Below are 23,500 nucleotides of genomic sequence, written 5' to 3'. Positions count from 1 at the left end.
ATGAATAAAAATGGACAGCGAAATCGCGCAACGTTTAAAGTTGAGGTATTCTCCCGTAGCTATTTTATTCACTGATGAAAAACCCCCAGGCGCCTTGGAGTTTGCCGAGGGCCGCTGGGGTTGCGTAGCGGCAATGTTAACAGCAGCAGCCAAGGGGCGCCAGACGGTTTTTGGCCGCCGTACCTTCGGCTGTTTAGGCGGCGGTGTAGGCCTGGGATTTGGAAATACGTACTCAGATTTTCCTGGAGGATTCGAGTATTTTTTGTCTACAGGCAAGGAAGGATATCGTGAGGGTGAGGCCTATAAGAAGACGCCGGAACTGGTGACAACATTTGTCGAAGCACTGCCCATTACCGATATTCCTAACCACTATGTTGTCTTCAAACCATTGACTGAAGTGGATATTGCCGTAGAAGAGCCTAAAGTCATCGTATTTTATGCCACCGCTGACCAATTGTCGGCACTGGTGGTACTGGCAAATTACGGCCGGCCTGGTAATGACAATGTCATTATCCCCTTCGGGGCGGGTTGCCATACGATTTGCCTGATTCCCTGGCATGAAGCATCCCGGGAGCGGCCGCGGGCCGTAGTAGGCATGACCGATATATCGGCACGCCCGGTTATTGATGCCGACCTTTTATCCTTTAGCGTACCTTTTGACATGTTCCGTGAGATGGAAGATAACGTCCCCGGCAGTTTTCTGGACAAACCGGACTGGCGCAAAGTTGCCGACCGTATCCCGGAAAAATAATGCGAATAAAAACCAAGCCTAGCGAATTGACAGGCTTGGTTTTCTTATCCTGACAGAAAATATAACTCTCTGCCAGGATAAGGGCAGCATCGGCTTCCACTTTCGCCAAAAGCTCGGCGCAAGCCGTGTTTTCTTTATTGAATAAAAAACGGTTGACAAATTCAGGAAAAGCATGTTAAAATGTGAACGTTAAAACATGAACACAGTTAAATAATGGATTTGTGCGGCTGACGGATTAGTGGAAGTTTACTCCATGAAGTGCAATTTCCTAGCAGTGAGTCGACCGTCTGGCAATAATGGTGCTGGTACGTGCTTAGATGGTCTTTTTTATTATAAAAACCATGTCATCTTTTGGAATAAAAGATATAGCTCAAAGTTGTGCATTTAAAACTACTGCATCTCCCCCCCTTTTGGAAAGGTGCGTTTTGATTATTTCAGGGATTCTGTCCTTTTTACCAGTGCGTAAAGCCGCAATTTTCAGGTACGGCTATATTCACATGGTAAATATGGCTAAATTCTAAATAATACATATTCTACATATTCTACATATTCTATACATCCTATGTATCCTTGTATTGTACATATCCTATACATTCTACATATTTGGAATTTAGGGAATTATCCCGGATAAATTCAACGCTTATGGCCAGGCGCCGCCTTACTAAATGGGTGGTAGTCTGGCTTTTACTTTGTTCTGGTTCTAACATCATTTTTAAATGATATATTTCTTAGACAAGCCTGTCAAAATAAGTGATAAATTGTTGAAATTTATTGCAAAATTCAAAATAAATTCCGAAGAATCTTTGGCTCATAATGGAATATAGGTGAAACACTTTTGCAGATACTCGGACTATTAAGGCTGGTTAATTATATTGCTTCCCATCTGTATTCCACCATGAGTTAGATAATCAAAAAATACCAGGAGGTGTTACTTAGGAAATAAGTGCAGAGGTCATTTCATTCAACAAACGTGAAAGCAACAAGAAAAAGGGGGATGTAAATTCATGGCTTGGGATCCTACAGTATTGAAGGACTGGCAAATTGCCGAAGCAGCAGAGGGAAATATACCCACTACCGAGCAATACCGGGAAATTATGGGACTGCAAAAAGATGAAATAATTCCGTACGGTAAAACTCCGAAAGTTGATTTCCTGAAGGTAATCAACCGTCTGAAAGATAAGCCGGACGGCAAGTATATTGAGGTAACCGCCATTACTCCAACCCCACTCGGCGAAGGCAAATCAACAACCTCGATCGGTATTATGGAAGGTCTTGGTAAGCGCGGGGTAAATGTTGGCGGCGCCTTACGTCAACCTTCCGGCGGACCGACTATGAACGTTAAGGGAACGGCCGCCGGCGGCGGTAATGCCCTGTTGATCCCAATGACCGAATTCTCGCTCGGCCTAACCGGCGATATCAATGATATTATGAATGCCCACAATCTGGCAATGGTTGCCCTGAATGCCAGAATGCAGCATGAAGCCAACTACACTGATGAAGAGTTAGCCAAGAGAAACCTGAAGCGACTGGATATCGATCCTAAGAACGTCGAAATGGGCTGGGTCATCGACTTTGCCGCTCAGGGCTTGCGCAACATAATGATCGGACTTGGCGGCAAAAAAGACGGCTTCCTGATGCATTCCAAGTTCGGTATTGCTGTTAGTTCCGAACTCATGGCTATCCTGGCTGTAGCCAAGGATCTGGCGGATATGCGGGAACGTTTCAAACACATTGTGGTGGCTTACGACAAGCAAGGCAAACCGGTTACCACCGCAGACCTTGAAGTTGACGGCGCCATGACCGCCTGGATGCGTAACACCATTAACCCGACCTTATGCGCCACCGTTGAAGGTCAGCCCTGTTTCGTTCATGCCGGCCCATTTGCCAACATCGCCATCGGCCAGTCCTCCATCATCGCCGACCGCATCGGTTTGAAGTGCTTTGATTACCACGTCACCGAGTCCGGTTTTGCTGCCGATATCGGTTTCGAGAAGTTCTGGAACGTTAAGTGCCGCCTGAGCGGGTTGAAACCCAATGTATCCATCCTGGTGGCCACTGTTCGCGCCTTGAAGATGCACGGTGGCGGACCTACCGTGGTACCGGGCCGCCCGATTCCGGACGAGTACACCAAGGAAAACCTGGGTCTTCTGGAGAAGGGCTGCGAAAACATGGTCCATCTCATCAATGTTATCAAGAAGTCCGGCATCAAACCAGTGGTCTGCATCAACGCCTTCTATACCGACACCCCGGCCGAGCACGCTCTGGTCAAGAGGATCGCTGAGCAGGCCGGTGCCCGGGCTGCTGTCTCCGAGCACTGGTTGAAAGGCGGCGACGGCGCCCTGGATCTGGCCGATGCCGTTATGGATGCCTGCAAGGAAGAAGTTAATTTCGAGTTCCTGTATCCGATGGAAATGCCACTGCGGCAGCGGGTTGAGAAAATCGCCAAAGAAGTCTACGGCGCCGATGGTGTCGATTGGGCGCCGCTGGCTGAGGAGAAAGCCAAGAAGTTCGAGGCTGACCCGAAATTTGCCGACTACTGCACTATGATGGTAAAAACCCACCTGTCCCTATCCCATGAACCAACCTGGAAGGGCGTGCCCAAAGGCTGGAGACTGCCGATCCGCGACATCCTGGTCTATGGCGGCGCCAAGTTCCTCTGCCCGATGGCCGGCGCTATCAGCCTGATGCCGGGAACCAGTTCCGATCCTGCCTATCGCCGGATCGATGTCGACGTCAACACAGGCAAGGTCAGCGGCTTGTTCTAGGAGAAAACTTCAAAAACATTGCCGCAAATGAAAAATATCCTTTCTGTTCGGACCAAAAATACTGGCTGGTTACTCACCAGCCAGTATTTTTTGATGGATGCGTAAAATCATTTGACCATAGTTTTTCCCCGGGACAGCCCATTTACCGTTAAGATCAATCCAGGTTTTGGACTGGCCAAACTTCGGCGAACGTTTGACCAAGTCGTAGCGCGGGTCAACAATCTCTTGCTTTGGCGGTTTCGTCGACGAATAAGCTAACAAGTGTTGGATTTGAGCCCTAACGCCGATTTCAGCAGAGGGAAACCAAGCACCTTTTACACCACCACCGGTTGTTCCCAGGCCGCTGTAATTATTTTGTAATGGTATAACATCACCGCCATAACGGAAATGTCCTGTTTCATGGATTGCCTGGGCAAACGCAACGTCCGGCCTGATTCCTTCCAGTTGGCCCTCCTGGTAATAATAATCAACAAGTTTTTCGACAGGCACAGTAAGTAAAGGCGAGCGGCCGCGTTTGCGTAAATATTCAATGCATTGTTCTTTAGTAGCTATCGGCGGACCCATAATGGATAAATCCATATATTCTGTTGTCTTTAGCTCTACCGGAAACTCTTTGGTGGCGGAAGCAGGAGCAGTAGTAAACAGCAATGGCAATACTAAAAACACAACTAGCATTACTTTTTGAATCATTGATGTCATATAGGCAACAATACAACTCTTCCTTGTCATGTCCACAAGCTTCTCACACCGCGCCCCTCTCTGCACAATAATGCGCTGTAAACAACATTTATTATCAAAAACATTCGCTATGCCTTAGTCTTTTCCTGTATACAACTCAACTTTTTTTGTAAAATACTGCTCTATATCTGTAAGTCCAGGACGGATAAATCATCCAATAAAAATTCCGGTGAATAAATAAAATTCCCGCTGGTTTATACTGAATTTATAGCTATTCGCATTTCCGGTTACACTAAAAAACGGAGGGATACTAAAATGGATGAAGTAGTATGTATGAGCTGCCATAACTGCCTGCCGACCACTTTGTCGTCCTGCCCCAATTGTGGCGGCGAGATTATTTTAGAAGGTGACAAAAAAAACGTTATTGACCACTTGCAGCCCAATTGTCTCATTCATCGCTATGAGGGCTCCGATCTCTTGGAACCGGCCGTTATCATTAGAGAAACTAAGGTCAACTGCAAAGTAGCCACCAAACTGAAAGAATATTCCAAACCGCTGACCGTCCCCAAGGCTAAAGTATACTCCTTCGACCAAAAGACTTTAGCTGCTATCCAGGCGCTTAGAAATGAACGTACCGCCACTATGTACCGTTATGACCAGCTGATCCAGGCTCATTGGAACAATTTAAAACCATATGAGCACTCGTAAACACTATCTTACCGGCTCTTCATAATACTGCAAGAGTTCACTCACAGTTACCAGCTCATACCCTTGGCTACGTAAATGATCAATAATGCTTGCCATAGCCTGAGGCGTAGGCAGTGGATACTGACCGTCATGCATAAGGACAATGCTGCCTGGGCGCACATTGCTAAGTGTTGCCTTAACCACCTGATCAACCGGTGGCCGGCGCCAATCGCCGGCGTCGACTGACCACAATATCGTTCTGTACCCACGCTCACGGGCTAAAGCCACAATTGTGTCATTATACGCCCCGTCAGGCGGTCTAAACAAAGTCGGTTTAGGGGCCGGTGCTGCTAAAATGATATTCTCCGTTCGTTCCAACTCGCTAATTACTTCGGCCGGCGTCATCCTGTTTAATCTTTTATGGCTGTAAGCATGTGAAGCAATTTCATGCCCTTCAGACGCTGCCTGGGCAACAATTTCCGGGTGGGCTTCGACATTGGCTCCCAATACAAAAAATGTAGCCTTGGCCTGCTTCTCCCGTAACACTTTCAACAGCTCGGGAGTCGTCTTATAGTGCGGTCCATCGTCAATAGTTAACGCGACTACCTTGTGGGTAGTCGGTATTTTTTTTATTACCTGACTTTTATCACCAAATCCATCCATAGCCTCATACCCCAGGCTGCAAATAATACCTACCGCCAGGACAGCAAAACTAAAAAAACTGCGCCGGAAAATGCCCTTCAGTTGCATCTAATTCCCCCCTATGTCAGAAGCTCTAGTTGATACTACGCAGTCCGGCAGCAAGATATGACTGGAATGGGTATGACTGACCGGAATGGGCAATATAATAAAATAGTTTAGAATAAGGAGGAATATTATGGGCCGGCAACTCTCCCGTTGCATCATTTCAATGCTAACCTGCTTGTGGCTTACTGCCGGCGCTGTTTGCGCTGCACCGTCCCTATCCGCCCAGGGGGCTATTCTGATGGACGCCAAAACAGGTCAAGTTTTATATGAAAAAAATATAAATAAAAAACTGCCTCCGGCCAGTACGACAAAAATCTTAACAGCCATCATTGCTATCGAAAGCGGCCGTCTGGATGAAACGGTACGAGTCAGCGCCAACGCGGCCGCCACCGGCGGATCCTCGCTCAACCTTTACCCCGGTCAACTTATTTCACTTCGCGAACTGGTGACAGGACTACTGCTACGTTCGGGTAACGATGCGGCAGTCGCCATTGCCGAACATCTGGCAGGCTCAGTAAATGCTTTCGTCGAAAGCATGAACAGCAAAGCAGCAAGCATCGGCGCAATCAACACCCGGTTTCGCAATCCCCACGGCCTTAACACTCCCAACCACCTGACAACCGCCTTTGATTTAGCCTTAATTACCCGTTATGCCCTTGTTAATCCAACATTTGCCGAAATCGTCAGTACCAAAGAGACAACCATCGAATGGCTTGATCGTAAGGGTAAAGAACAGGACCGCCATCTCCGTAACACCAATAAACTCCTATGGATGCTTGAAGACGCCGACGGGGTTAAGACCGGTACAACCAGTCAGGCCGGTCCCTGCTTGGTATCAAGCGCAACCCGCGGCAACCAGAAGCTCATCGCCGTTGTGTTACACGACCATTCACGCTGGTATGACTCGATGCAACTTTTGAAATACGGCTTTGATACTTATGACCTATATGAATATGCCGAGCAAGGAACTGTATTTGCCGCGCTTCCTGTAGAAAACGGCATGACCGGTATGGTCGATGCCATAGTGGCTATGCCGGCTGCCCTGGTAGTCAATACTGCAGACTATTCGTCAATAGCAGTGGAAGTTGATTTGCCGGAACAAATAAAGGCCCCGGTATACCAAGGCCAAAAAATTGGAGAAGTAGTATTTTATGTTAAAGACAAAGCAGTCAAAACAGTTGATCTTACTGCCGGCAGCACTGTTGAAGAACGCACAATGAATAAAATTTTTCTCCAGCACTGGTTGAATACCATACGCCGCTTATCAGGCTGGGGGCTGCTATAGCGGTTTCTGGTAAAAGAACGGCAGATAATGCTGAAAGCCAATATCACGGAAATTCAGTATGGCCTCAGTTCCACCGACAAACAGCACACCGCCTGGTTTTAGCGCAGTGAAAAAGCGGCGGTATAGTCCGTCTTTGGCTTCTTCGGTAAAATAGATAACAACATTGCGGCATAAAATAAGGTCAAAGCCTGATTCAAACTTATCTACCAGCAAATTGTGGCGCTGAAATTCAACTTTCGCTTTAATATCATCTTTTATTGTGGCTATGCCGTTTGCCTGCGTAAAATATTTATTAAGCCGGGCAGGCGGTATATTTTTCAGCTCATTAGCTGAATAAGATCCTTGTTTAGCTTTAGCCAGCATCTCGACGTCAAGGTCTGTGGCGAAAATACGGTGCCGGGTTTGCGGCGTGATCTCATTAAGCATAATAGCCAACGAATACGGTTCAGCCCCAATTGAGCAACCGGCACTCCAGATATTAAGCTTCGGGCTCCTTTTCAAGAGATCAGGAATAACCTTTTTTTCAAGCTCGTCAAATTTTTCGGGTGTACGGAAAAACTCGGTCACATTAATTGTAAGAAAATCAATAAAATCTTTGTATAATTTCGGATTAGCTTCCAGCTTGCTAAAAAAATCAAGATAGCCGCTGGCGCCGTGACGGTTCATCATATTGCCGATACGGCGCTGCATTTGCGCCGGCTTATAGTCGTTAAGATTAATGCCTGATTTGGCATGAAGCTTTTGTTTAAATAACTCCCACTCTTTGTCGTTCATGGACAACCCCCTGTTATTATTATGTTACATGCAACGGCTTCAACTTGTCATATATTTAGATAAGTTCTACATAATACAGTATTTTTCCTACATAATCTCCGGTGGTTTTTTCTTTTCACAAACCCAAAAACCCCCAGGTTTTATTGAAAACCTGGGGGCGGTAGAACAATATGAGATTATGCCAAAACTTCTTCCACAGTAGTTAATGGCAGGTTGTGAGCTTCGGCAACGCCTTTGAAGGTAACTTTGCCGTAATAAACGTTCAGCCCTTTTGCCAAACCAGCGTCGGCTCTAAGAGCTTCTTTCCAGCCTTTGTCGGCGATTTGCAAAGCATATTCAATAGTGGCGTTAGTGAGCGCCAGGGTTGAAGTGCGGGCAACTGCCCCCGGCATGTTGGCGACCGAGTAATGAACAACGCCATATTTGACATAGGTGGGATCACTATGAGTCGTTACGCGGTCAATTGTTTCGACTGAACCGCCTTGGTCGATGGCCACATCAACAATAACCGAACCCGGTTCCATTGTTTTAACCATTTCTTCAGTAACTAACTTAGGAGCTTTAGCACCAGGCAGCAGCACTGCTCCGATCAGAAGATCTGCTTTTTTAACCCAATTGGCAATATTATAACTATTGGACATTACCGTTGTTACCCGGCCGCCGAAGATATCGTCGAGGTATGTTAAACGTTCAACAGATTTATCAATGACGGCTACACGGGCACCCATACCGACAGCCATTTTAGCCGCGTTGGCGCCAACTACGCCACCGCCGACAATTACCACCTGGGCCGGTTCAACTCCAGGTACGCCGCCTAATAAAATGCCCTTACCACCAAACGGTTTTTCCAAGCAATGAGCGCCTACTTGCACTGCCATTCGCCCGGCTACTTCGCTCATCGGAGTTAACAGCGGCAGCGTGTGGTTCCGTTCGATAGTTTCATAAGCTATGCCAATGACTTTTTTCGTCAGCAACGCTTGGGTCAGTTCAGGTTCAGGAGCCAGGTGCAGATATGTGAAGAGAATTTGGCCTTCATGGAACAGGTCATACTCAGGAGCCAAAGGTTCTTTTACTTTCATAATCATTTCCGACTTATCAAACAAGGCTTTTTTGTCGGCAATAATTTGCGCCCCTGCCTTTACATAGCTTTCATCAGAAAAACCGCTCCCTATACCGGCGCTTTGTTCAACCAGCACAGTATGCCCTGCCTTCTTGAGCGTCTCGGTACCGGCGGGAGTGAGGGCCACCCGATTTTCATTGTTTTTGATCTCTTTAGCTACACCAATAATCATTTGTTTGGCCTCCTTATAATGTAAATTGCCGCCCGGAAGCAGCGCTATTATTTTTTATATACGTTAAATGCAAATATCGTGCCAAACTCATGGTGTCCCAAAAAAATGTACATCCCAAGCAGGTTAAGCCTTGAAATTACTGCATCATACTGCTTGCCCGAACAACTTCAAGCTAACCAATTTATAATCAGCAGGGCGCCTTGGAAACTATTGTTTCCGATTTCATGGCAATTTATCGTACCGTTTGTAAATTTTTGTTTCCATTCATTGTGTATTCGTGTATACTCGCGGTACACGCTTGCCGATCATGCACACAAGCTCATAGTTAATGGTACCAAGCTTAGCGGCCACCTCGTCAACCGCCATGCCGCCAGGTCCAAACAGGGTGGCAACATCCCCTGCTGCTACTCCTGGGATATCGGTAACGTCAGCCATACACTGGTCCATGCATATTCGTCCAACTAACGGCGCTTGGCGCCCTCTGATACTAACACTGGCTTTACCTGAAAGCAGCCGTGTCCAACCGTCGGCATAACCGACAGGTAATGTGGCAATCCGCCTTAGATCCTTAGCCCGGTACGTCTGACCATAACTAACAGTTGTGCCGGCCGTAATGTCCTTAACGTATGCCACCTGGGCTTGTAAGCGCATAGCCGGTTTTAAATTAACAGTTTGCGCTACTTCGTCCGAAGGCCAGAGACCATACAGGATAATTCCCGGACGTACCATATCAAACTGGGCTTCCGGTAATTCTAATGTGGCCGCGCTGTTGGCAATATGACGGACAGGTACAGTGATCCCCCGGGCTTCAATGCCGGCCAGCGCTTGAGTAAACCTGGATAACTGCTCATAGGCGTAGGTCTTGTCCACACTGTCGGCAGTGGCAAAATGGGAAAATACGCCTTCTAGTTCCAGGCCCGGCAAAGCAGCCACCTGGGCGGCAAATTCCCCGGCATAAGCCGGCGGGATGCCAATCCGGCTCATGCCGGTATCAATTTTAATATGTACCTTTATCCGGGTATTGAGACGGACAGCCGCCGCCGATAGCGCTTGGGCAGCGTCAAGGGTAAATAGAGTCTGAGTTATACCGTAAGCTGCCACCATTTCAGCTTGATAAAGCGGCGTATAGCCCAGAATAAGGATGGGTACGGTAAAACCAGCCTGTCTGAGTTCAATAGCTTCATTTAAAATAGCCACCGCTAAGCGATCGGCGCCGTTTGCCAGTGCGGTCCGGGCTACCGCTACCGCCCCGTGCCCATAGGCGTCAGCCTTAACTACCGCACAAAATTTAACACCCGGTTTGAGGACCTTCTTTATTTCACGTACGTTATTTTCAATAGCTTTCAAATCAATTTCAGCCCATACCGGGCGGCTAAACATGCTCATTTCCATATCTTCTCCTCCTCCTTTAAAATGCCGGCCGCTCGCTCAATAACAGCCTCTTTATTTTTAACCGCAGAGTTGTAGCTCAATCATTTAATTTTTTTAGTATTTGGGCGTGACAGTTGCGGTTTATTCCAACCAAAAGCATAGTAGGTGACAATAAGCAGCACGAGCCAGATAGAGCCAACAACCATAGCCACCAGCGTATCAGGATCAAAGCATAAAACCGCGGCCACCAAAGCAAGAAATGCCAGGCAGGCCCAGTTGACTACCGGATAACCGGGCATCGGATATTTGAGCCTGGCCTGCTGTGCATAAGTTAATCCCTGTCGAAACTTCATTTGCACAAGCAAAATTATAGCCCACACCCACAACGCGGCAAAGGTACTTACACTAGTTACATAGGTAAATACCTTACCTGGCGCCAGGTAGTTAAGCACCACCCCAATCAACAGAAAAAAGGCTGACACCAAAATACCGTTAATGGGAACTTTCCGGCTATTTAACCTACCAAAATATTTGGGCGCCCTCCCCTGCAACGACAAATTGTAAAGCATGCGGCCGGTACTAAATATACCGCTATTGCAAGACGATAGCGCCGCAGTCAATACTACAAAATTTATTATACCGGCAGCTGCCCGCACCCCTAATTTTTCGAACGTGAGTACAAACGGGCTGCCAATGCTCCCAAGCTGATTCCAGGGATATAAAGACATAATAACAAACAATGCGCCTACATAAAAGATAAGGATTCGCCAGAACACTTTATCAATAGCCGCCGGCAGCGTCTTTTCCGGATCTTTAGCCTCGCCTGCCGTAACGCCGATAAGTTCAATTCCCAGATAGGCAAACATAACCATAACCAGCGACATTATTATCCCCGGCAGCCCTTTTGGGAAAAAACCTCCTTCACTCCACAGATTGGATATGCCAATAGGCACGCCGTTATTGCCAACACCAAAAAGTATCATAGCTAAACCGGCAACAATCATAGCAATAATCGTGAGGACCTTGATAAGAGCAAACCAAAACTCAAACTCGCCGTAAGCCTCGACAGCAATCAGGTTAACAACCGTCATGCCCACCAATGCTGCCAGTGCCGGTAACCATTGCGGCACTTCCGGCAGCCAGAACTGAACATACACGCCAACTGCTGTTATTTCGGCCATACAAGTTACAACCCACATAAACCAGTATGTCCAGCCGGTAATATATCCTGCCAGCGGCCCTAAAAAAGCGCCGGCATAGGCACTGAAAGAGCCTGATACCGGGTATGCCGCAGCCACTTCTCCCAACGCCCGCATTATGTAGAAGATGATGATACCACCCGCAAAATAAGAAAGCATCAATGCCGGCCCGGCAATTATGATTGCTGATGCTGATCCGAGAAACAAACCAACACCGATAGCGCCGCCGAGAGCAATAAGCTGAACATGCCGCTCCTGCAAGCCACGATGTAAGTCTTCATGCAAACCATCTTTTTGGGACATGGTTTCCCTCCTATCGCTTAATTGTGGCTCATCATAAAGCTTAAAGCTACTTGCCAATCTCCTTTTGCGGAAATGTAACCTGCTATACTTCCATATTATGCAAAAGTTGTGACAGTATTCTGTATTTTAGCGACAAGTCCAAGCACTGTACTTTTTAAAAATACTTCACATGGTTGCGTCATTAATTGTATGGTAATTAAGAATATTAACTCTTGCCATAAAGAAAACACGGCTTGCGCCGAGCCTTTGGCGAAAGCGGAAGCCGATGTTGCCCTTATCCTGGCAGAGAGTTATACTTTCTGCCAGGATAATAAAAACCAGAGGTATACGAGTTAGCCTCTGGCAGCGGAAACCTATTTACAATCATGGGATATAAATCTTGATAGGGAACTTTCTATTTCCACAAGTCTTTTTTATTAGCTAGTGCTCGGTTTTGGTTTCCGCCCCGGGCGTGTTGATATTCAACGATCAACCTATCTAGATGCGAGCTGAGTTCGGCTACTTCTTTATCTGACAAATTCCCCCGCTTGTTAACAACAAGTTGGTGGAGGCGAAAACGTACTCTTTCAATCTCCTGTTCCTTTGTGGACAAATCGCCCATTAAATTTGCTCCTTGTCATTATACTTTTGCTTGCCTGCTGACAGTTGAAGCCATACCTTTGAGCCAACAACACCATTCATGCAGTCCCTCTCCTGAGCGACATGAAATGTTAAACAACTGAATACCGGAATTTATTGTTTTAATATCAGCAGTTGCCGTATCAAGGTTAAAGTTGGTGTATGGTAATAAATCAATTTTATTCAAAACCACAGCACTTGATTCCTGAAATACCAAAGGATATTTAAGTGGCTTATCCTCTCCTTCAGTGACACTAAGCACCACAACTTTAGCATGTTCGCCAACATTAAAATTAGCCGGACATACTAGGTTACCGACATTTTCAATAATCAGCAGTTCAATTCCGCTTAAGTCTAAGCTTGCAAGCGCCTGCTCAACCATGGTTGCATCCAAGTGACAGCCGCCCGCGGTATTAATTTGAAATACCGGCACACCGTGGCGGGCAATGCGGTCTTTATCCTTGTCAGTATAGAGGTCTCCTTCAATAACTGCCAGTTTAACCTCGTTCTTCAAGCGGCTGATAGTCGCTTCCAACAGTGCTGTTTTTCCGGCTCCGGGAGACCCAAGGAGATTAAGGGCATAAATTCCCCGAGCTGTAAGCTGCTGATTGATTTCTCTGGCCAGCTTGTCATTTTTGTCTAGTATTTGGGCCATTACCTTGACTTCCACTCATTCTACCTCCACATACTCAACGCTGAGCTCGCGCCCGGCGGTAATTTCTACTCCCGGCGAACCGCAACAAGGACAAAAAAAACGGCGACTAAGAATTGCAAACTCTTCCCGACAGTCGCGGCAGCGGCCGCGCAGCGGGACAATACTTACCGACAGGCCGGCGTCAGCGGCAATAGTATTCCCGGCTAACGCGGCAAAGCTGAATTCCAGTGCCTCAGGCACAACACCGGTAAGTTCGCCGGCCAGTATTTTGATGCCTGTAACTCTCCTTGCATTGTGGCTGGCAGCCGTACTCAGGGCAATATCGAGAACACTCTGGGCAATTGCTAATTCATGCATTGCTAAACTCCATACTATAATAAAACATAGCTTCTAAAACAACTCTCTGATGCATATAAATATTCTCCATGTTTTTGTAAAATCCTTCCATATGAAATTGACTATTTTCCGTATTATTTAATTCCATATTTTTACTAAATTAACATAAAATTTATAGGATAACGACCATTACAGCCGCAGATACTAGGATTAGAAAAATTTCAGGAGGTGTCAAGTACATGGCTAGAAGCAACAAACCTGTTAACCCCGCTGCTGAGAATGCTCTTGACCGCATGAAAATGGAAATAGCGAATGAACTCGGTATTAGCGAACGCGTACGCAGCCAAGGTTGGTCTACCATGACCTCAGCGGACTGCGGCCGGGTCGGCGGTCATATGGTCCGCCGCATGATTGAACAGTATGAGTCAACACTGGGTGGACAAACTCCAACCGCTACTACCTCTACTGCAGCTACCGGTTCCACTGCTGCTACCGGTTTCACCAACACTACCATGACTTCGCAATTTGATATTAACGGTCAATAATTGGGATCATAATAAAAGGCGGCTTTCAGCCGCCTTTTATTTTTCAAAACCAGGCAGTCTCATGAGCGTTTACGGTTTAATAACTGTATTATATCCGGATACCTGCGAGTGTTAATAATGTCGGTAGCAGTCAAACCAGACTTGCGTGCTGACGCTAAACCATAACGCATATGTTCAAATTCTCCGACGGCATGAGCGTCAGGATTTATAGCAAATAATACTCCTTGTTCTTTAGCCGTACGGCACCAACGCCAGTCAAGGTCAAGGCGATAAGGGCTGGCATTGATTTCGATAAACGTTCCTGATTGCGCTGCAGCCTTAATTACTTCTGACAAATTGACGGCATAACCCTTTCGTCCCAATAAAATCCGGCCTGTAGGATGGCCGAGTATGGTTACATAACGATTATTCACCGCCCGCACAATCCGGCGGGTCATATCAGCTTCACTCTGGCGGAAGGCCGAATGCACCGACGCTACAACAAAATCAAAGCTTGCCAGTACTTCATCAGGATAATCAAGCGAGCCGTCCGGCAATATATCGCTTTCAATTCCTGCCAAAATAACAAAATCATGGTTTGCTGCGTTGAGTTTGTCGATTTCGCGTCGCTGCGCCATAACAGTCTCTACTCTCAGCCCCCTGGCATAAACGGCAGTCTGACTGTGATCGGCTATCCCTATATATCGCCACCCCCGTTGTTCGGCAGCCTCGGCCATATCTTCAAGGCTCCCCGCACCATCTGAATAAGTAGTATGTACATGAAAGACGCCGCAAATATCAGAATATGTCACCAATAGAGGGGCGGCCGCCCCGGCTGAATCCAGTTCGGCATCGTCTTCTCTAAGCTCAGGCTCTACAAAGTTTACGTTTAGCGCGGCGTAAAGGCCAGCCTCATCTGTTACCGGCACTATTTTGTCAGCCTTAGTCACAAGTCCTGTAGAATCAAGTGTCAGACCCTGTTCTTGGGCGCGTTCTGCCAGTTTAGCCACATAGCCGGCGCTGCCGGTATAATGAAACAAAGCTGTGGTGTATTCAGCCGGACTAACGATATAAATGTTGCAAGTCAAGCCGCTAACCAGAATAAGTGTAAGCTTAGGTCCACTCCTGTCAACAATTTTGTCAACCCCCGGCATGTCAGCCAAAGCAGCAGCCAGGCTGTCAACGGCCGAACAGGCAACCACAATGTCAATATTTCGAATGATCTCAAGACCACGTCTGATACTGCCGGCAACGGCGACTTGCTCAACTCCGGACTGTAGCTTAATGTATTCAGCAATAAGCTCGGCTACCGGCCAGGCATCGCCGAGAATAAATTGACCTTGAAATTTCTTCATATATTCGATACCCTGCAATATCCTTTCCTGGGTTTTGTCGCCAAATCCAGATAAAGACACAAGCCGGTTTTCCCGGCAGGCATATTCAAGTTCTCCCAGCGAATGTATCCCCAAAGCCTTATGCAAAATCAACGCCTTTTTCGGACCCAAGCCAGGAAGTTTTATCAAGTCAAACAACACCGGCGGCAAACTGCTTTTCAATTCCTCATAATAGGTTATCCTGCCGGTAGCAATGTATTCACGAATTTTTTCCCCAAGCGCCGGGCCAATGCCTTTAATCCCCATCAGTTTACCGACAGTATCAGGGTCGGACAAGTTGCCGTCAACCTGTTCAACAATACGGGCTGCATTTTGATAGGCCCGGATTTTAAAAGAGTTTTCGCCGCTCAGTTCAAGCAGGACGGCGATTTCGGCCAACAACCGGGCCAATTCATGTTTATCGGTCATGGGCTGTCCTCCGTTACTTAGGTTCAAAGTAGACGATTACTTCAGTTCCCGGTTTGACAGGCGTATTGGGGCTAATGTTCTGTTTTACGGCCGTGCCGGTGCCAACAGGTACAAAAGTAAGCCCCAAACGATGAAGCTCATCCCCTGTTTCCCGAATTGTCTTGCCGTTAAGAGCCGGAACCAGAACTTGCCCGGGCGGCACAACCGGCGGCGGTCCCTCGGAAGTTGGCCCTGCATGAGGCAATTGCTCCTTAGCATCAGCCGGTTTAGCCGGTGGTAAAAGCGTACCGTCGTCCTGTGGCCGGATAGCCAGATACCGCATAATTTGGGACATGATTTCATTAAATACCGGTGCGGCAATTTCCCCGCCGTAGTACATGCCTGCCGGATCATCAATGACAATAAGCGCAGCCACTTGCGGGTCTTCTACCGGCCCAAAGCCGGCAAAAGAAGCAATATAGTGTCCTGACTCATAACCAATGCCGTTAGACTTTAATTTTTCTGCCGTACCCGTTTTCCCTGCAAAACGATACCCTTTGACTTTGGCCTTTTGGCCACCACCTTCACTTACAACTTTTTCCAGCAATGTGGTTAGCGTGTGTGCTGTTTCCGGACTAATGACCTGTCGGACGACTACCGGTTCGAAAGACTCGGCCAACGTACCGTCGGCATTACGATATTCGCGGATAATACGGGGCTTTAACAATACACCGTCATTGGCAATCGCCGATATTGCCGTAATCATTTGCAGCGGTGTTACGGCAATACTCTGGCCGATGGACATGGTTGCCAAGTCACTGTCCCGCATGTCTTTAGGATCAAATAATATGCCTTCTTCCTCTCCGGCTAGCCCAATGCCTGTTGCTTTACCAAAACCAAAAGCCCGCACATAATTTGTTAATTTGGCTGCCCCCAAGCGCATGCCGATTTCAACAAAGCCGGTATTAATTGAGTTTTTAATAATATCGGTAAATGATACCTCACCGTAACTTTCATCACTCCAATTTTTTATCCGCCGCCCCGATACCTCCACATAGCCTTTATCGATAAACCGTTCATTCGGACGTACTTTACCTTCTTGCAAGGCAGCTGCCGCTACAACGGCTTTAAAAGTCGACCCCGGTTCATAGACAATCGATACTGCCCGGTTCTTCCACTCAGCCGGACTATAATTGTAAAACTGATTGGGATTATAGGTCGGGCGGCTAGCCATAGCCAAAATTTCACCTGTTTTAGGTTGCATGACAATTATCGTGGCCGCCTTGGCGCCTGTATGAGCCATCGCATTGTCAAGTGCCTTTTCCACAATGTATTGAATCGTGCTGTCAATCGTTAAATATACTGAACGGCCCTGCTTCTTCGGAATAAATGAAAATATCGAATTGAATATCGGCGTACCGTAACTGTCGGTATTAATAACTTGCTTAATTTCCTGTCCCTTAATCGTCTTATCAAGCACCATCTCAATACCTTCAAGACCAACATCGTCGGTGCCGACAAACCCTAATACATGCGCTGCCAAACTGTCATTGGGATAATAGCGTTTGCTTTCTTCCACAAAATCAAGTCCGGAAAGGTGGTAGTCTTTGATCAGCGCTTCCACTCTTTTAGCTTGTTCTGGTTCAAGCGTTCGCTTAAGCCAGATAAAACTGCCGTCGACCATTAACCTTGCTTTAATATCAGCAGGACTGACACCAAGAACCGGCGCCAGCAGGCCGGCTGTCGCATCAATATCTTTGACCTCGCGCGGATCAGCGTAAAGTGATTTGGCCATATTGCTTACTGCCAATTCCCGCCCGCCCCGGTCATAGATAGTACCACGTGGCGACTGCAGCACCCGGCTTTCTTTAAGCTGGTCACGCACCTTAGCGCTTAGTTGCTGGCCTTCACCGAACTGAATCCAGGCAATTCTTACCACAAGAAGAGCAATCGCCAACATTGCAAAGGTTAAAAACAAAGCCAGGCGTCGTTGAATATGTACCGGCATAGCCGCCATATATAATCAATCCTTCCTTAGATTGCAAACTCACTTATTGATTATTCGCCGTACCTTGTCATTTACCTCCCCGGTAATCTAACGACGTCAAAAAGACACCGCATTGCACGGTGTCTCAACCTAAAGCATTTAATATCAATACTTGTTACCTTTATTGGAATAAATTACTACATACTAACTTTACCTAAGTGTATCTTTAATGACTCTCAGAGCATTGCCCCAGCAAATTTTTTCAATTGCATCCTGTCCAAACCCGTTTTCCCTAAGAGCATCAACCAGCTTATACATTTCGCCGGCATGTGAAAGTTCAAGTTCCTCACTAATGCCGTCAAAATCTGAACCAATGGCTATAACGTCAATCCCCCCCACCTTGCGGATATGTTTTAAGTGTTCGACCATGTCCGCCACCCGGCTAACGGAGTCACTGCCTAAAAATGTTTTTTCAAAATTAAGGCCCATGACACCGCCTTTTTCAGCCAAAAGCTTTATCATGTCGTCAGTTAGATTGCGGGGGTGACCGGTCAAAGCACGGGCATTGGAATGGGAAGCAACAAAAGGTTTCACCGATAAAGCCGCAACATCATAAAAGCCTTGATCTGACAAGTGGGACACGTCAATAAGCATTCCCAGCCTGTTCATTTCAGCCACTACTTCCCGTCCAAACGGCGTAAGCCCCTGGTTGCGGCAGTCCGGCTCACTGTTGGGATAGCCTATTTCATTGGGATAATTCCAGGTCAGCGTAATAAGTCTGACCCCCAGGCGGTAAAAGGTGCGCAAATTTACTAAATCTCCCTGCAGCGCCCCGCCTTCTTCAATTGTTAAAAAAGCCGAAATTTTGCCAGCGGCGCGGTTTTGCTCCAATTCATCACCGTTTTTCGCCAAAACAATATATTGGCAGTTGTCTTCAATCTCCCGGTAAAACCGGTCAATCATGTTTAGTGCCCGCGTGAGGGGAGGACCATCTTTTCTAAGATTGATAAACATGGCAAAAAATTGCGCCTGCACCCGGCTCGCCAATAGCTTTTCAATATCAACACTGAACTTGTTACGGTACAGCCCGGCGGTTTCGCCTTGCTTCATAATCCGTAAAATGGTGTCACAATGCAAATCAATTATATTCATGTAGCCTCTCTCCCTCATCTGCACATATTTACCGTACGAGTCGCTTTATAATTCAAATTATAGCATTTCAAGGAAAAATATTCCATAAAGGTGACGACTAGTTGTCACCAAACTACCACAGAAATATCTAATACCCCAAACACCTTGACATCCCCATCCTTCCTTTTAGAATATGTAATCAAACAGGTAATCGAATATTTATGCACAATGGCTATTAGGAGAGACTGCCGATGCAGCTGGCTTTTTTATTCCGAGTACTGCCCTGCGTCTTGACAACCATATTCACCTTGAGCGTTATGCATTTCGGCTACAGCGGTAATCTGACTGCTGAAGTTGTCAAAATCGGCGCTTGTCATTATGCCTTCCGATAATAGCCTGTCCTTGAGCTCGCCGGGACCCAGCCCGCGCCATATTTCATACTGGTGGCAATCAATCAGGAAGTTGGTTAAAAGATAACTTAACATCATTCTGGTCATGATATTTCCCTACCACCCACAGGTCTCAGTATGCCAAAAGGCTTAGAAACATCCATTTTGTTCTCTCCTCGTCACGTAATTGCTCCATATCGATATTATAACCCAAAACAAAAAAAGCCCCCATGTTTGGCAGACAGCCTAAGTATATAGTATCCAATAAAGATTTACAGGCGTGTTGTTAGTATAAGCGTAAGTCAAGCGCCAGCGGTGGAGCGTTACTAACAGCACGCCTAGAAAAAAATCTTTATTGGATTTCATATAGATGGGCATAATTTTTTTCGCGAGGATGTTTATGGATAGTATTATAATATCTGCCGGCAATAATCAGCTAAATGGTGTCATTCACTCACCTGCCGGTCATTCTGATAAAACCCTCATCATTTCCCATGGCTTCCGTGGCACAAAAGCTGGCGGCGGACGCGCCGTCAGCTTGGCGTAAGCGGAAACCGATGTTGCCCTTACCCTGACAGAAAGTTATACTTTCTGTCAGGGTAAACTGAAACAAGCTGGCGACTATTGATAATAGTGCCAGCTTGTTTCTTAACCGGAAACAAACATCCCCAACCGTTCTTTAATCTACCCCTAAAATGGTAGTTTGCTTATTTAAATACTGCCCCGGACATTGCCGATGAAACTAATTTTGCATACCGTTCAAGATAACTGCCTTTAATAACATGGTCTTGGACCGGCTTTTGCCATACTGCCCTGCGACGATTCAGTTCTTCTTCATCAACATGTAGATGAATCTTACCTGCAGGAATATCAATCTCAATCATGTCTCCCTCTTGAATGAGCGCAATTGGCCCGCCTTCAGCCGCCTCAGGTGAAACATGGCCAATAGCAGCACCGGCGGTAGCGCCGGAAAACCGGCCGTCAGTGACCAGCGCCACCTCTTTTGATAAGCCCATTCCCACAATCGCAGCCGTAGGAGTAAGCATTTCTCTCATTCCCGGTCCGCCCTTTGGACCCTCATACCTTACTACCACCACATCGCCTGGTTTAATCTGCCCCCCGTATATTGCAGCCACAGCAGGCTCTTCCTGATCAAAAACCCTGGCCGGCCCCTTGTGATGCAACATTTCCGGCGCCACAGCCGCGCTTTTGCATACCGCACCATCAGGCGCCAAATTGCCATACAACAGCTGGAGTCCGCCTTTTTGCGAATAGGGATTGTCCATTGGCCGGATAACTACATCGTTCAGCACTTTGGCATCCTTGACGTTTTCCATAACTGTTTTACCGGTTACAGTGATAGCCTCATTATGCAAAAGACCATGTTTACACAACTGATTCATTAAAGCCGTTATCCCGCCGGCATTATGAACATCCGCCGGATAGTGACCGCCGGGAGCAGGCTTCATTTTCACCAGGTGCGGTATCTTTTGGGCGAGTTCGCTAAACGTGTTAACATCAAAATTAATCCCTGCCGCATGTGCGATGGCGGTTAAATGCAATACAGTATTCGTTGAGCCACCGATAGCCAGATCGACAACAATAGCATTTTCAATTGCCTCTTTAGTAATAATTTGGCGCGGCAGAATAGACTTATTGTATAACTCCATAATTTTCATGCCTGTTTGTTTTGCCAGGGCCAATCTTCTGCCTGTACCGGCCAAAGCGGTACTTCCCGGCAAACACATGCCTAACGCTTCGGTAAGAAAGTTCATCGTGTTGGCAGTGCCTAATAAATTGCACGCACCACAGCCCGGCAGTGCATCTCTTTCCCGTCTGGACAACTCTTCCCGGGTAATCAGGCCTCTGGCAACATCGCCTTGAGCGGCCATAAGGTCTGTGTAGCCGATTTCTTTGTTATCCACGCAACCGGTAGCCATCGGACCACCGCTAATCATAATCGCCGGAATATTCAGCCTGACAGCTGCCATTAACAAGCCGGGAGTAATTTTATCACAGTTCGTTACCAAAACCATGGCATCATACTGGTGACCATTAACCATGCATTCTACCGAATCACAAATCAATTCTCTACTGGCCAACGGATAATGCATACCATAATTGCCTTGCGCAATTCCGTCACAAAGGCCGATTGTCGGGAATTCAATCGGCGTCCCGCCGCTGGCAATAACCCCCTCGCGTACAGCTTTGGCAATGCTGTCCAAGTGCAAGTGCCCCGGCATAGTCTCATTCTGGGTATTAACAATGGCAACTAGCGGCTTGTCGAGATCCTCCGGCAGTAAACCCATGGAATAGTATAATGCCCGATGGGTTGCCCGCTCTAATCCACGTGTCGTAATATGACTCCTCAACCCATTTACCTCCTCTTCACGATATCTGAAGTTTTATACCACAATCAATCCACCGGCAGCAACCGAACTGCCGTCCTAGGAAAATGTTTGTGATTTCTAAATCTTCAAATTCCCTAAAAAGGCTGTTTTACCTCCGGGTTTTTTTGACATTCGTACCGAGATTATTGTCCTGTCTCCCGAGTCTCGATCAATTTACTGGGAGCCATATTAAAATGCCGTTTGAACACACAGCTGAAATAGCTTGAATCATTAAAGCCGACTAGGCGCGCTGCTTCGGCAACAGTATATTTACCGCTGAGCAACAGATCCTTCGCCTTATTCAGTCGCACTTTGGTTATATAGGCTGCAAAACCTTCACCGGTAAATTTCTTAAATATCCGGCAGAAATAGCCGCTGCTCAAAAATAACTTCTCGGCAATGTTATCCAGGGTAAGATTCTGATTATAATTTTGATTGATATATTCCACAGCCCATTTTACCGACTGTTCAGCCTGATTTTGCTCATTCAAACTGATTATCCCAGCCAGTTTATCAATCAGACTACACAAACACCGTTCCAGATCACAGCCGCTTTGAACAGCATCCAGTTTGGCAGCAAATGTTTTTCTCAGCAACACAGCATCCTCGGCGGAAATTATGTGTTCAGCATACTCATTGATCAAATGATTGATAATTTCGTCCACCGTACCATAAACATCTGTAGCTGAATACATCTGCTGGCCGATATCGCTGAAAAATTGCGTTACAATCAGCTTTGCTTTGGCAGATTGCCGCTCCATCAAAAAGTTGCGTATTTGTTTAAATATGGCATTACCACATAATATTGCCTGACTGTTCTTGACGACATCACCGGCGAAAAAAAGCCCCTTCTTCCGCCAAAATACAGCTGTTCTCCTTATTTCGTCAGCATCCCTATACGCCGCGGAAATTTGCCTATTGTTACTTACCGGGCTTACCCCGGCACTCAGGGAAACATGATAGCGCTGCTGCCAGTCATCAATCAGAAGCTTCAATTCACAACACAAATTGTGGCTCAGCTCCCGTAAAATACCGGCGGTCTCGCCTCCCATGGAAGCTGTTACCATTCGCCCGCTGAACCGGCTGCTAAACTCCCAGACTAAGCGTTCCGCAAGGTTGGCCCGCTCCGGCGTATCTATGTCTCCCCAAACGGCAGCCGCCATAACCGCGGCAGGACGAAAATTCTCTGTTTTTGTCAAACGCCGCAGCAGCATATCTTCGTTATTGCCGTCACCCTTTAACAATTCAAACATTCTTTGCTTAATAATAAGAGGTTTGGTTTTTTTGATTTGAGTAGTCATTCGTTCGGTACGCTGTTTTTCCAGTCGTTGCTGTAACACATGATTAATGCCTTGTTTAAGGGTATCGACAACTAACGCCGGACGTATCGGCTTTAATAAATAATCGGCCACCTGAGTTCTGATTGCTTTATGGGCATAATCAAATTGGCTGTACGCTGTTAATATATAAATAACCGTTTGGGGATATTTCTTTCTAATGATTTCAGCAGCATCAAGACCGCTCATGCGCGGCATGCTAATATCGAGAAATACAAATTCCGGCTGATATAAATCAGCCAATTGCACTGCCTCTTGGCCATCGGCAGCCTCACCACAGATTTCAAAAGGTAAGTTATGCCGTTTGACAATATAACGTATATACTGACGCACCGAAGGTTCATCATCCGCAATAATCATTTTATACATTTTATCCCCTCCCACAGCATATACTTAACCTATATGAAATCCAATAAAGATTTTTTTCTAGGCGTGTTGTTAGTAACGCTCCACCGCTGGCGCTTGACTTACGCTTATACTAACAACACGCCTGTACATCT

22 protein-coding genes are annotated in these 23,500 nt (G+C 46.7%); 7 read left to right on the top strand and 15 right to left on the bottom strand.

Features of this window, described 5'->3' with window-relative positions; genetic code table 11:
- Positions 1-10: 10 nt before the first annotated feature.
- Together SCACP_RS00800 and SCACP_RS00795 are read left to right on the top strand one after the other, a co-directional pair.
- Positions 11-751 (top strand): DUF169 domain-containing protein, encoded by a 741-nt coding sequence (locus SCACP_RS00800; RefSeq protein ID WP_425059559.1) that lies wholly within the window; start codon positions 11-13, stop codon positions 749-751.
- A 1,004-nt stretch (positions 752-1,755) separates the two neighbouring features.
- Positions 1,756-3,516: a formate--tetrahydrofolate ligase gene (locus SCACP_RS00795; RefSeq protein WP_425059558.1), complete on the top strand. Its 1,761-nt coding sequence runs from the start codon at positions 1,756-1,758 to the stop codon at positions 3,514-3,516.
- A 69-nt stretch (positions 3,517-3,585) separates the two neighbouring features.
- Here the strand turns inward: SCACP_RS00795 and SCACP_RS00790 are convergent, their stop codons facing one another.
- Entirely contained in the window at positions 3,586-4,245 is a 660-nt protein-coding gene (locus SCACP_RS00790; RefSeq protein WP_425059557.1) for a glucosaminidase domain-containing protein, read from the bottom strand.
- A gap of 264 nt (positions 4,246-4,509) precedes the next feature.
- Between SCACP_RS00790 and SCACP_RS00785 the strand changes: the two genes are divergently transcribed.
- Complete coding sequence (locus tag SCACP_RS00785) at positions 4,510-4,902, top strand: hypothetical protein (protein ID WP_425059556.1); 393 nt, start codon at positions 4,510-4,512, stop codon at positions 4,900-4,902.
- Between the two features lie 3 nt (positions 4,903-4,905).
- Here the strand turns inward: SCACP_RS00785 and SCACP_RS00780 are convergent, their stop codons facing one another.
- Positions 4,906-5,631 carry a polysaccharide deacetylase family protein gene (locus SCACP_RS00780; RefSeq protein ID WP_425059555.1) on the bottom strand — a complete coding sequence of 242 codons (726 nt, stop codon included), beginning with the start codon at positions 5,629-5,631 and terminating at the stop codon, positions 4,906-4,908.
- A gap of 160 nt (positions 5,632-5,791) precedes the next feature.
- Between SCACP_RS00780 and SCACP_RS00775 the strand changes: the two genes are divergently transcribed.
- On the top strand, positions 5,792-6,913 hold the full coding sequence (locus SCACP_RS00775) for a D-alanyl-D-alanine carboxypeptidase family protein (RefSeq protein WP_425059554.1): 1,122 nt from the start codon (positions 5,792-5,794) through the stop codon (positions 6,911-6,913).
- On the opposite strand, the gene SCACP_RS00770 is transcribed toward SCACP_RS00775, so the two are convergent.
- The 4 genes from SCACP_RS00770 to SCACP_RS00755 all read right to left on the bottom strand — a co-directional run bounded on the left by SCACP_RS00770 (position 6,908) and on the right by SCACP_RS00755 (position 11,852).
- Positions 6,908-7,687, bottom strand: a complete 780-nt coding sequence (locus tag SCACP_RS00770) for a CheR family methyltransferase (protein ID WP_425059553.1) — start codon at positions 7,685-7,687, stop codon at positions 6,908-6,910. The two genes, SCACP_RS00775 and SCACP_RS00770, sit on opposite strands and share 6 nt — an antisense overlap.
- A gap of 176 nt (positions 7,688-7,863) precedes the next feature.
- On the bottom strand, positions 7,864-8,979 hold the full coding sequence (ald, locus tag SCACP_RS00765) for an alanine dehydrogenase (RefSeq protein ID WP_425059552.1): 1,116 nt from the start codon (positions 8,977-8,979) through the stop codon (positions 7,864-7,866).
- Positions 8,980-9,243: 264 nt separating this feature from the next.
- Positions 9,244-10,359, bottom strand: a complete 1,116-nt coding sequence (gene alr / locus SCACP_RS00760; RefSeq protein ID WP_425061289.1) for an alanine racemase — start codon at positions 10,357-10,359, stop codon at positions 9,244-9,246.
- 92 nt (positions 10,360-10,451) lie between these two features.
- Positions 10,452-11,852: an amino acid permease gene (locus tag SCACP_RS00755; RefSeq protein ID WP_425059551.1), complete on the bottom strand. Its 1,401-nt coding sequence runs from the start codon at positions 11,850-11,852 to the stop codon at positions 10,452-10,454.
- Positions 11,853-12,041: 189 nt separating this feature from the next.
- On the opposite strand from SCACP_RS00755, the gene SCACP_RS00750 reads away from it, so the two are divergent.
- Positions 12,042-12,188, top strand: coding sequence for a hypothetical protein (locus SCACP_RS00750; protein ID WP_425059550.1), 147 nt, complete (start codon positions 12,042-12,044; stop codon positions 12,186-12,188).
- Between the two features lie 58 nt (positions 12,189-12,246).
- On the opposite strand, the gene SCACP_RS00745 is transcribed toward SCACP_RS00750, so the two are convergent.
- From SCACP_RS00745 to hypA, 3 genes are read right to left on the bottom strand one after another with little or no spacing between them, the layout of a single operon-like run.
- On the bottom strand, positions 12,247-12,453 hold the full coding sequence (locus tag SCACP_RS00745) for an aspartyl-phosphate phosphatase Spo0E family protein (RefSeq protein WP_425059549.1): 207 nt from the start codon (positions 12,451-12,453) through the stop codon (positions 12,247-12,249).
- A gap of 18 nt (positions 12,454-12,471) precedes the next feature.
- A complete protein-coding gene (gene hypB / locus SCACP_RS00740; protein ID WP_425059548.1) occupies positions 12,472-13,140 on the bottom strand; it encodes a hydrogenase nickel incorporation protein HypB in 669 nt (222 codons plus the stop codon).
- Positions 13,141-13,482: a hydrogenase maturation nickel metallochaperone HypA gene (gene hypA / locus SCACP_RS00735; RefSeq protein WP_425059547.1), complete on the bottom strand. Its 342-nt coding sequence runs from the start codon at positions 13,480-13,482 to the stop codon at positions 13,141-13,143.
- Between the two features lie 218 nt (positions 13,483-13,700).
- Between hypA and SCACP_RS00730 the strand changes: the two genes are divergently transcribed.
- Positions 13,701-14,006, top strand: a complete 306-nt coding sequence (locus SCACP_RS00730) for a small, acid-soluble spore protein, alpha/beta type (protein WP_425059546.1) — start codon at positions 13,701-13,703, stop codon at positions 14,004-14,006.
- A 59-nt stretch (positions 14,007-14,065) separates the two neighbouring features.
- Here SCACP_RS00730 and polX read toward each other — a convergent pair whose 3' ends face one another.
- From polX to SCACP_RS00710, 4 genes are all read right to left on the bottom strand, one after another.
- Complete coding sequence (gene polX / locus SCACP_RS00725; RefSeq protein WP_425059545.1) at positions 14,066-15,787, bottom strand: DNA polymerase/3'-5' exonuclease PolX; 1,722 nt, start codon at positions 15,785-15,787, stop codon at positions 14,066-14,068.
- A gap of 13 nt (positions 15,788-15,800) precedes the next feature.
- Entirely contained in the window at positions 15,801-17,783 is a 1,983-nt protein-coding gene (locus SCACP_RS00720) for a penicillin-binding protein (protein WP_425059544.1), read from the bottom strand.
- A 180-nt stretch (positions 17,784-17,963) separates the two neighbouring features.
- Complete coding sequence (locus SCACP_RS00715; RefSeq protein ID WP_425059543.1) at positions 17,964-18,905, bottom strand: dipeptidase; 942 nt, start codon at positions 18,903-18,905, stop codon at positions 17,964-17,966.
- A 245-nt stretch (positions 18,906-19,150) separates the two neighbouring features.
- Positions 19,151-19,381: a hypothetical protein gene (locus SCACP_RS00710; protein ID WP_425059542.1), complete on the bottom strand. Its 231-nt coding sequence runs from the start codon at positions 19,379-19,381 to the stop codon at positions 19,151-19,153.
- A 292-nt stretch (positions 19,382-19,673) separates the two neighbouring features.
- Here SCACP_RS00710 and SCACP_RS00705 point away from each other — a divergent pair, with 292 nt between their 5' ends.
- On the top strand, positions 19,674-19,820 hold the full coding sequence (locus SCACP_RS00705) for a hypothetical protein (protein ID WP_425059541.1): 147 nt from the start codon (positions 19,674-19,676) through the stop codon (positions 19,818-19,820).
- Between the two features lie 160 nt (positions 19,821-19,980).
- Here SCACP_RS00705 and ilvD read toward each other — a convergent pair whose 3' ends face one another.
- Positions 19,981-21,645 (bottom strand): dihydroxy-acid dehydratase, encoded by a 1,665-nt coding sequence (gene ilvD, locus SCACP_RS00700; RefSeq protein ID WP_425059540.1) that lies wholly within the window; start codon positions 21,643-21,645, stop codon positions 19,981-19,983.
- 161 nt (positions 21,646-21,806) lie between these two features.
- Entirely contained in the window at positions 21,807-23,369 is a 1,563-nt protein-coding gene (locus SCACP_RS00695) for a response regulator transcription factor (RefSeq protein ID WP_425059539.1), read from the bottom strand.
- Between the last annotated feature and the right edge of the window lie 131 nt (positions 23,370-23,500).

Source organism: Sporomusaceae bacterium ACPt (assembly GCA_041428575.1).
GTDB classification, from domain to species: domain Bacteria; phylum Bacillota; class Negativicutes; order Sporomusales; family Sporomusaceae; genus Sporomusa_D; species Sporomusa_D carbonis.
This window is presented reverse-complemented; position numbering and strand designations above follow the sequence as displayed.

Coding starts and splice junctions, on each gene's coding strand:
- SCACP_RS00705 (WP_425059541.1), top strand. CDS start 19,674: ATGGATAGTATTATAATATCTGCCGGCAATAATCAGCTAAATGGTGTC.
- alr (WP_425061289.1), bottom strand. CDS start 10,359: ATGTTTAGCCGCCCGGTATGGGCTGAAATTGATTTGAAAGCTATTGAA.
- SCACP_RS00790 (WP_425059557.1), bottom strand. CDS start 4,245: ATGACAAGGAAGAGTTGTATTGTTGCCTATATGACATCAATGATTCAA.
- SCACP_RS00775 (WP_425059554.1), top strand. CDS start 5,792: ATGCTAACCTGCTTGTGGCTTACTGCCGGCGCTGTTTGCGCTGCACCG.
- SCACP_RS00770 (WP_425059553.1), bottom strand. CDS start 7,687: ATGAACGACAAAGAGTGGGAGTTATTTAAACAAAAGCTTCATGCCAAA.
- ald (WP_425059552.1), bottom strand. CDS start 8,979: ATGATTATTGGTGTAGCTAAAGAGATCAAAAACAATGAAAATCGGGTG.
- SCACP_RS00720 (WP_425059544.1), bottom strand. CDS start 17,783: ATGGCGGCTATGCCGGTACATATTCAACGACGCCTGGCTTTGTTTTTA.
- SCACP_RS00795 (WP_425059558.1), top strand. CDS start 1,756: ATGGCTTGGGATCCTACAGTATTGAAGGACTGGCAAATTGCCGAAGCA.
- SCACP_RS00715 (WP_425059543.1), bottom strand. CDS start 18,905: ATGAATATAATTGATTTGCATTGTGACACCATTTTACGGATTATGAAG.
- SCACP_RS00750 (WP_425059550.1), top strand. CDS start 12,042: ATGGTAATTAAGAATATTAACTCTTGCCATAAAGAAAACACGGCTTGC.
- SCACP_RS00730 (WP_425059546.1), top strand. CDS start 13,701: ATGGCTAGAAGCAACAAACCTGTTAACCCCGCTGCTGAGAATGCTCTT.
- SCACP_RS00800 (WP_425059559.1), top strand. CDS start 11: ATGGACAGCGAAATCGCGCAACGTTTAAAGTTGAGGTATTCTCCCGTA.
- polX (WP_425059545.1), bottom strand. CDS start 15,787: ATGACCGATAAACATGAATTGGCCCGGTTGTTGGCCGAAATCGCCGTC.
- SCACP_RS00710 (WP_425059542.1), bottom strand. CDS start 19,381: ATGACCAGAATGATGTTAAGTTATCTTTTAACCAACTTCCTGATTGAT.
- SCACP_RS00785 (WP_425059556.1), top strand. CDS start 4,510: ATGGATGAAGTAGTATGTATGAGCTGCCATAACTGCCTGCCGACCACT.
- SCACP_RS00755 (WP_425059551.1), bottom strand. CDS start 11,852: ATGTCCCAAAAAGATGGTTTGCATGAAGACTTACATCGTGGCTTGCAG.
- SCACP_RS00780 (WP_425059555.1), bottom strand. CDS start 5,631: ATGCAACTGAAGGGCATTTTCCGGCGCAGTTTTTTTAGTTTTGCTGTC.
- SCACP_RS00695 (WP_425059539.1), bottom strand. CDS start 23,369: ATGTATAAAATGATTATTGCGGATGATGAACCTTCGGTGCGTCAGTAT.
- hypA (WP_425059547.1), bottom strand. CDS start 13,482: ATGCATGAATTAGCAATTGCCCAGAGTGTTCTCGATATTGCCCTGAGT.
- SCACP_RS00745 (WP_425059549.1), bottom strand. CDS start 12,453: ATGGGCGATTTGTCCACAAAGGAACAGGAGATTGAAAGAGTACGTTTT.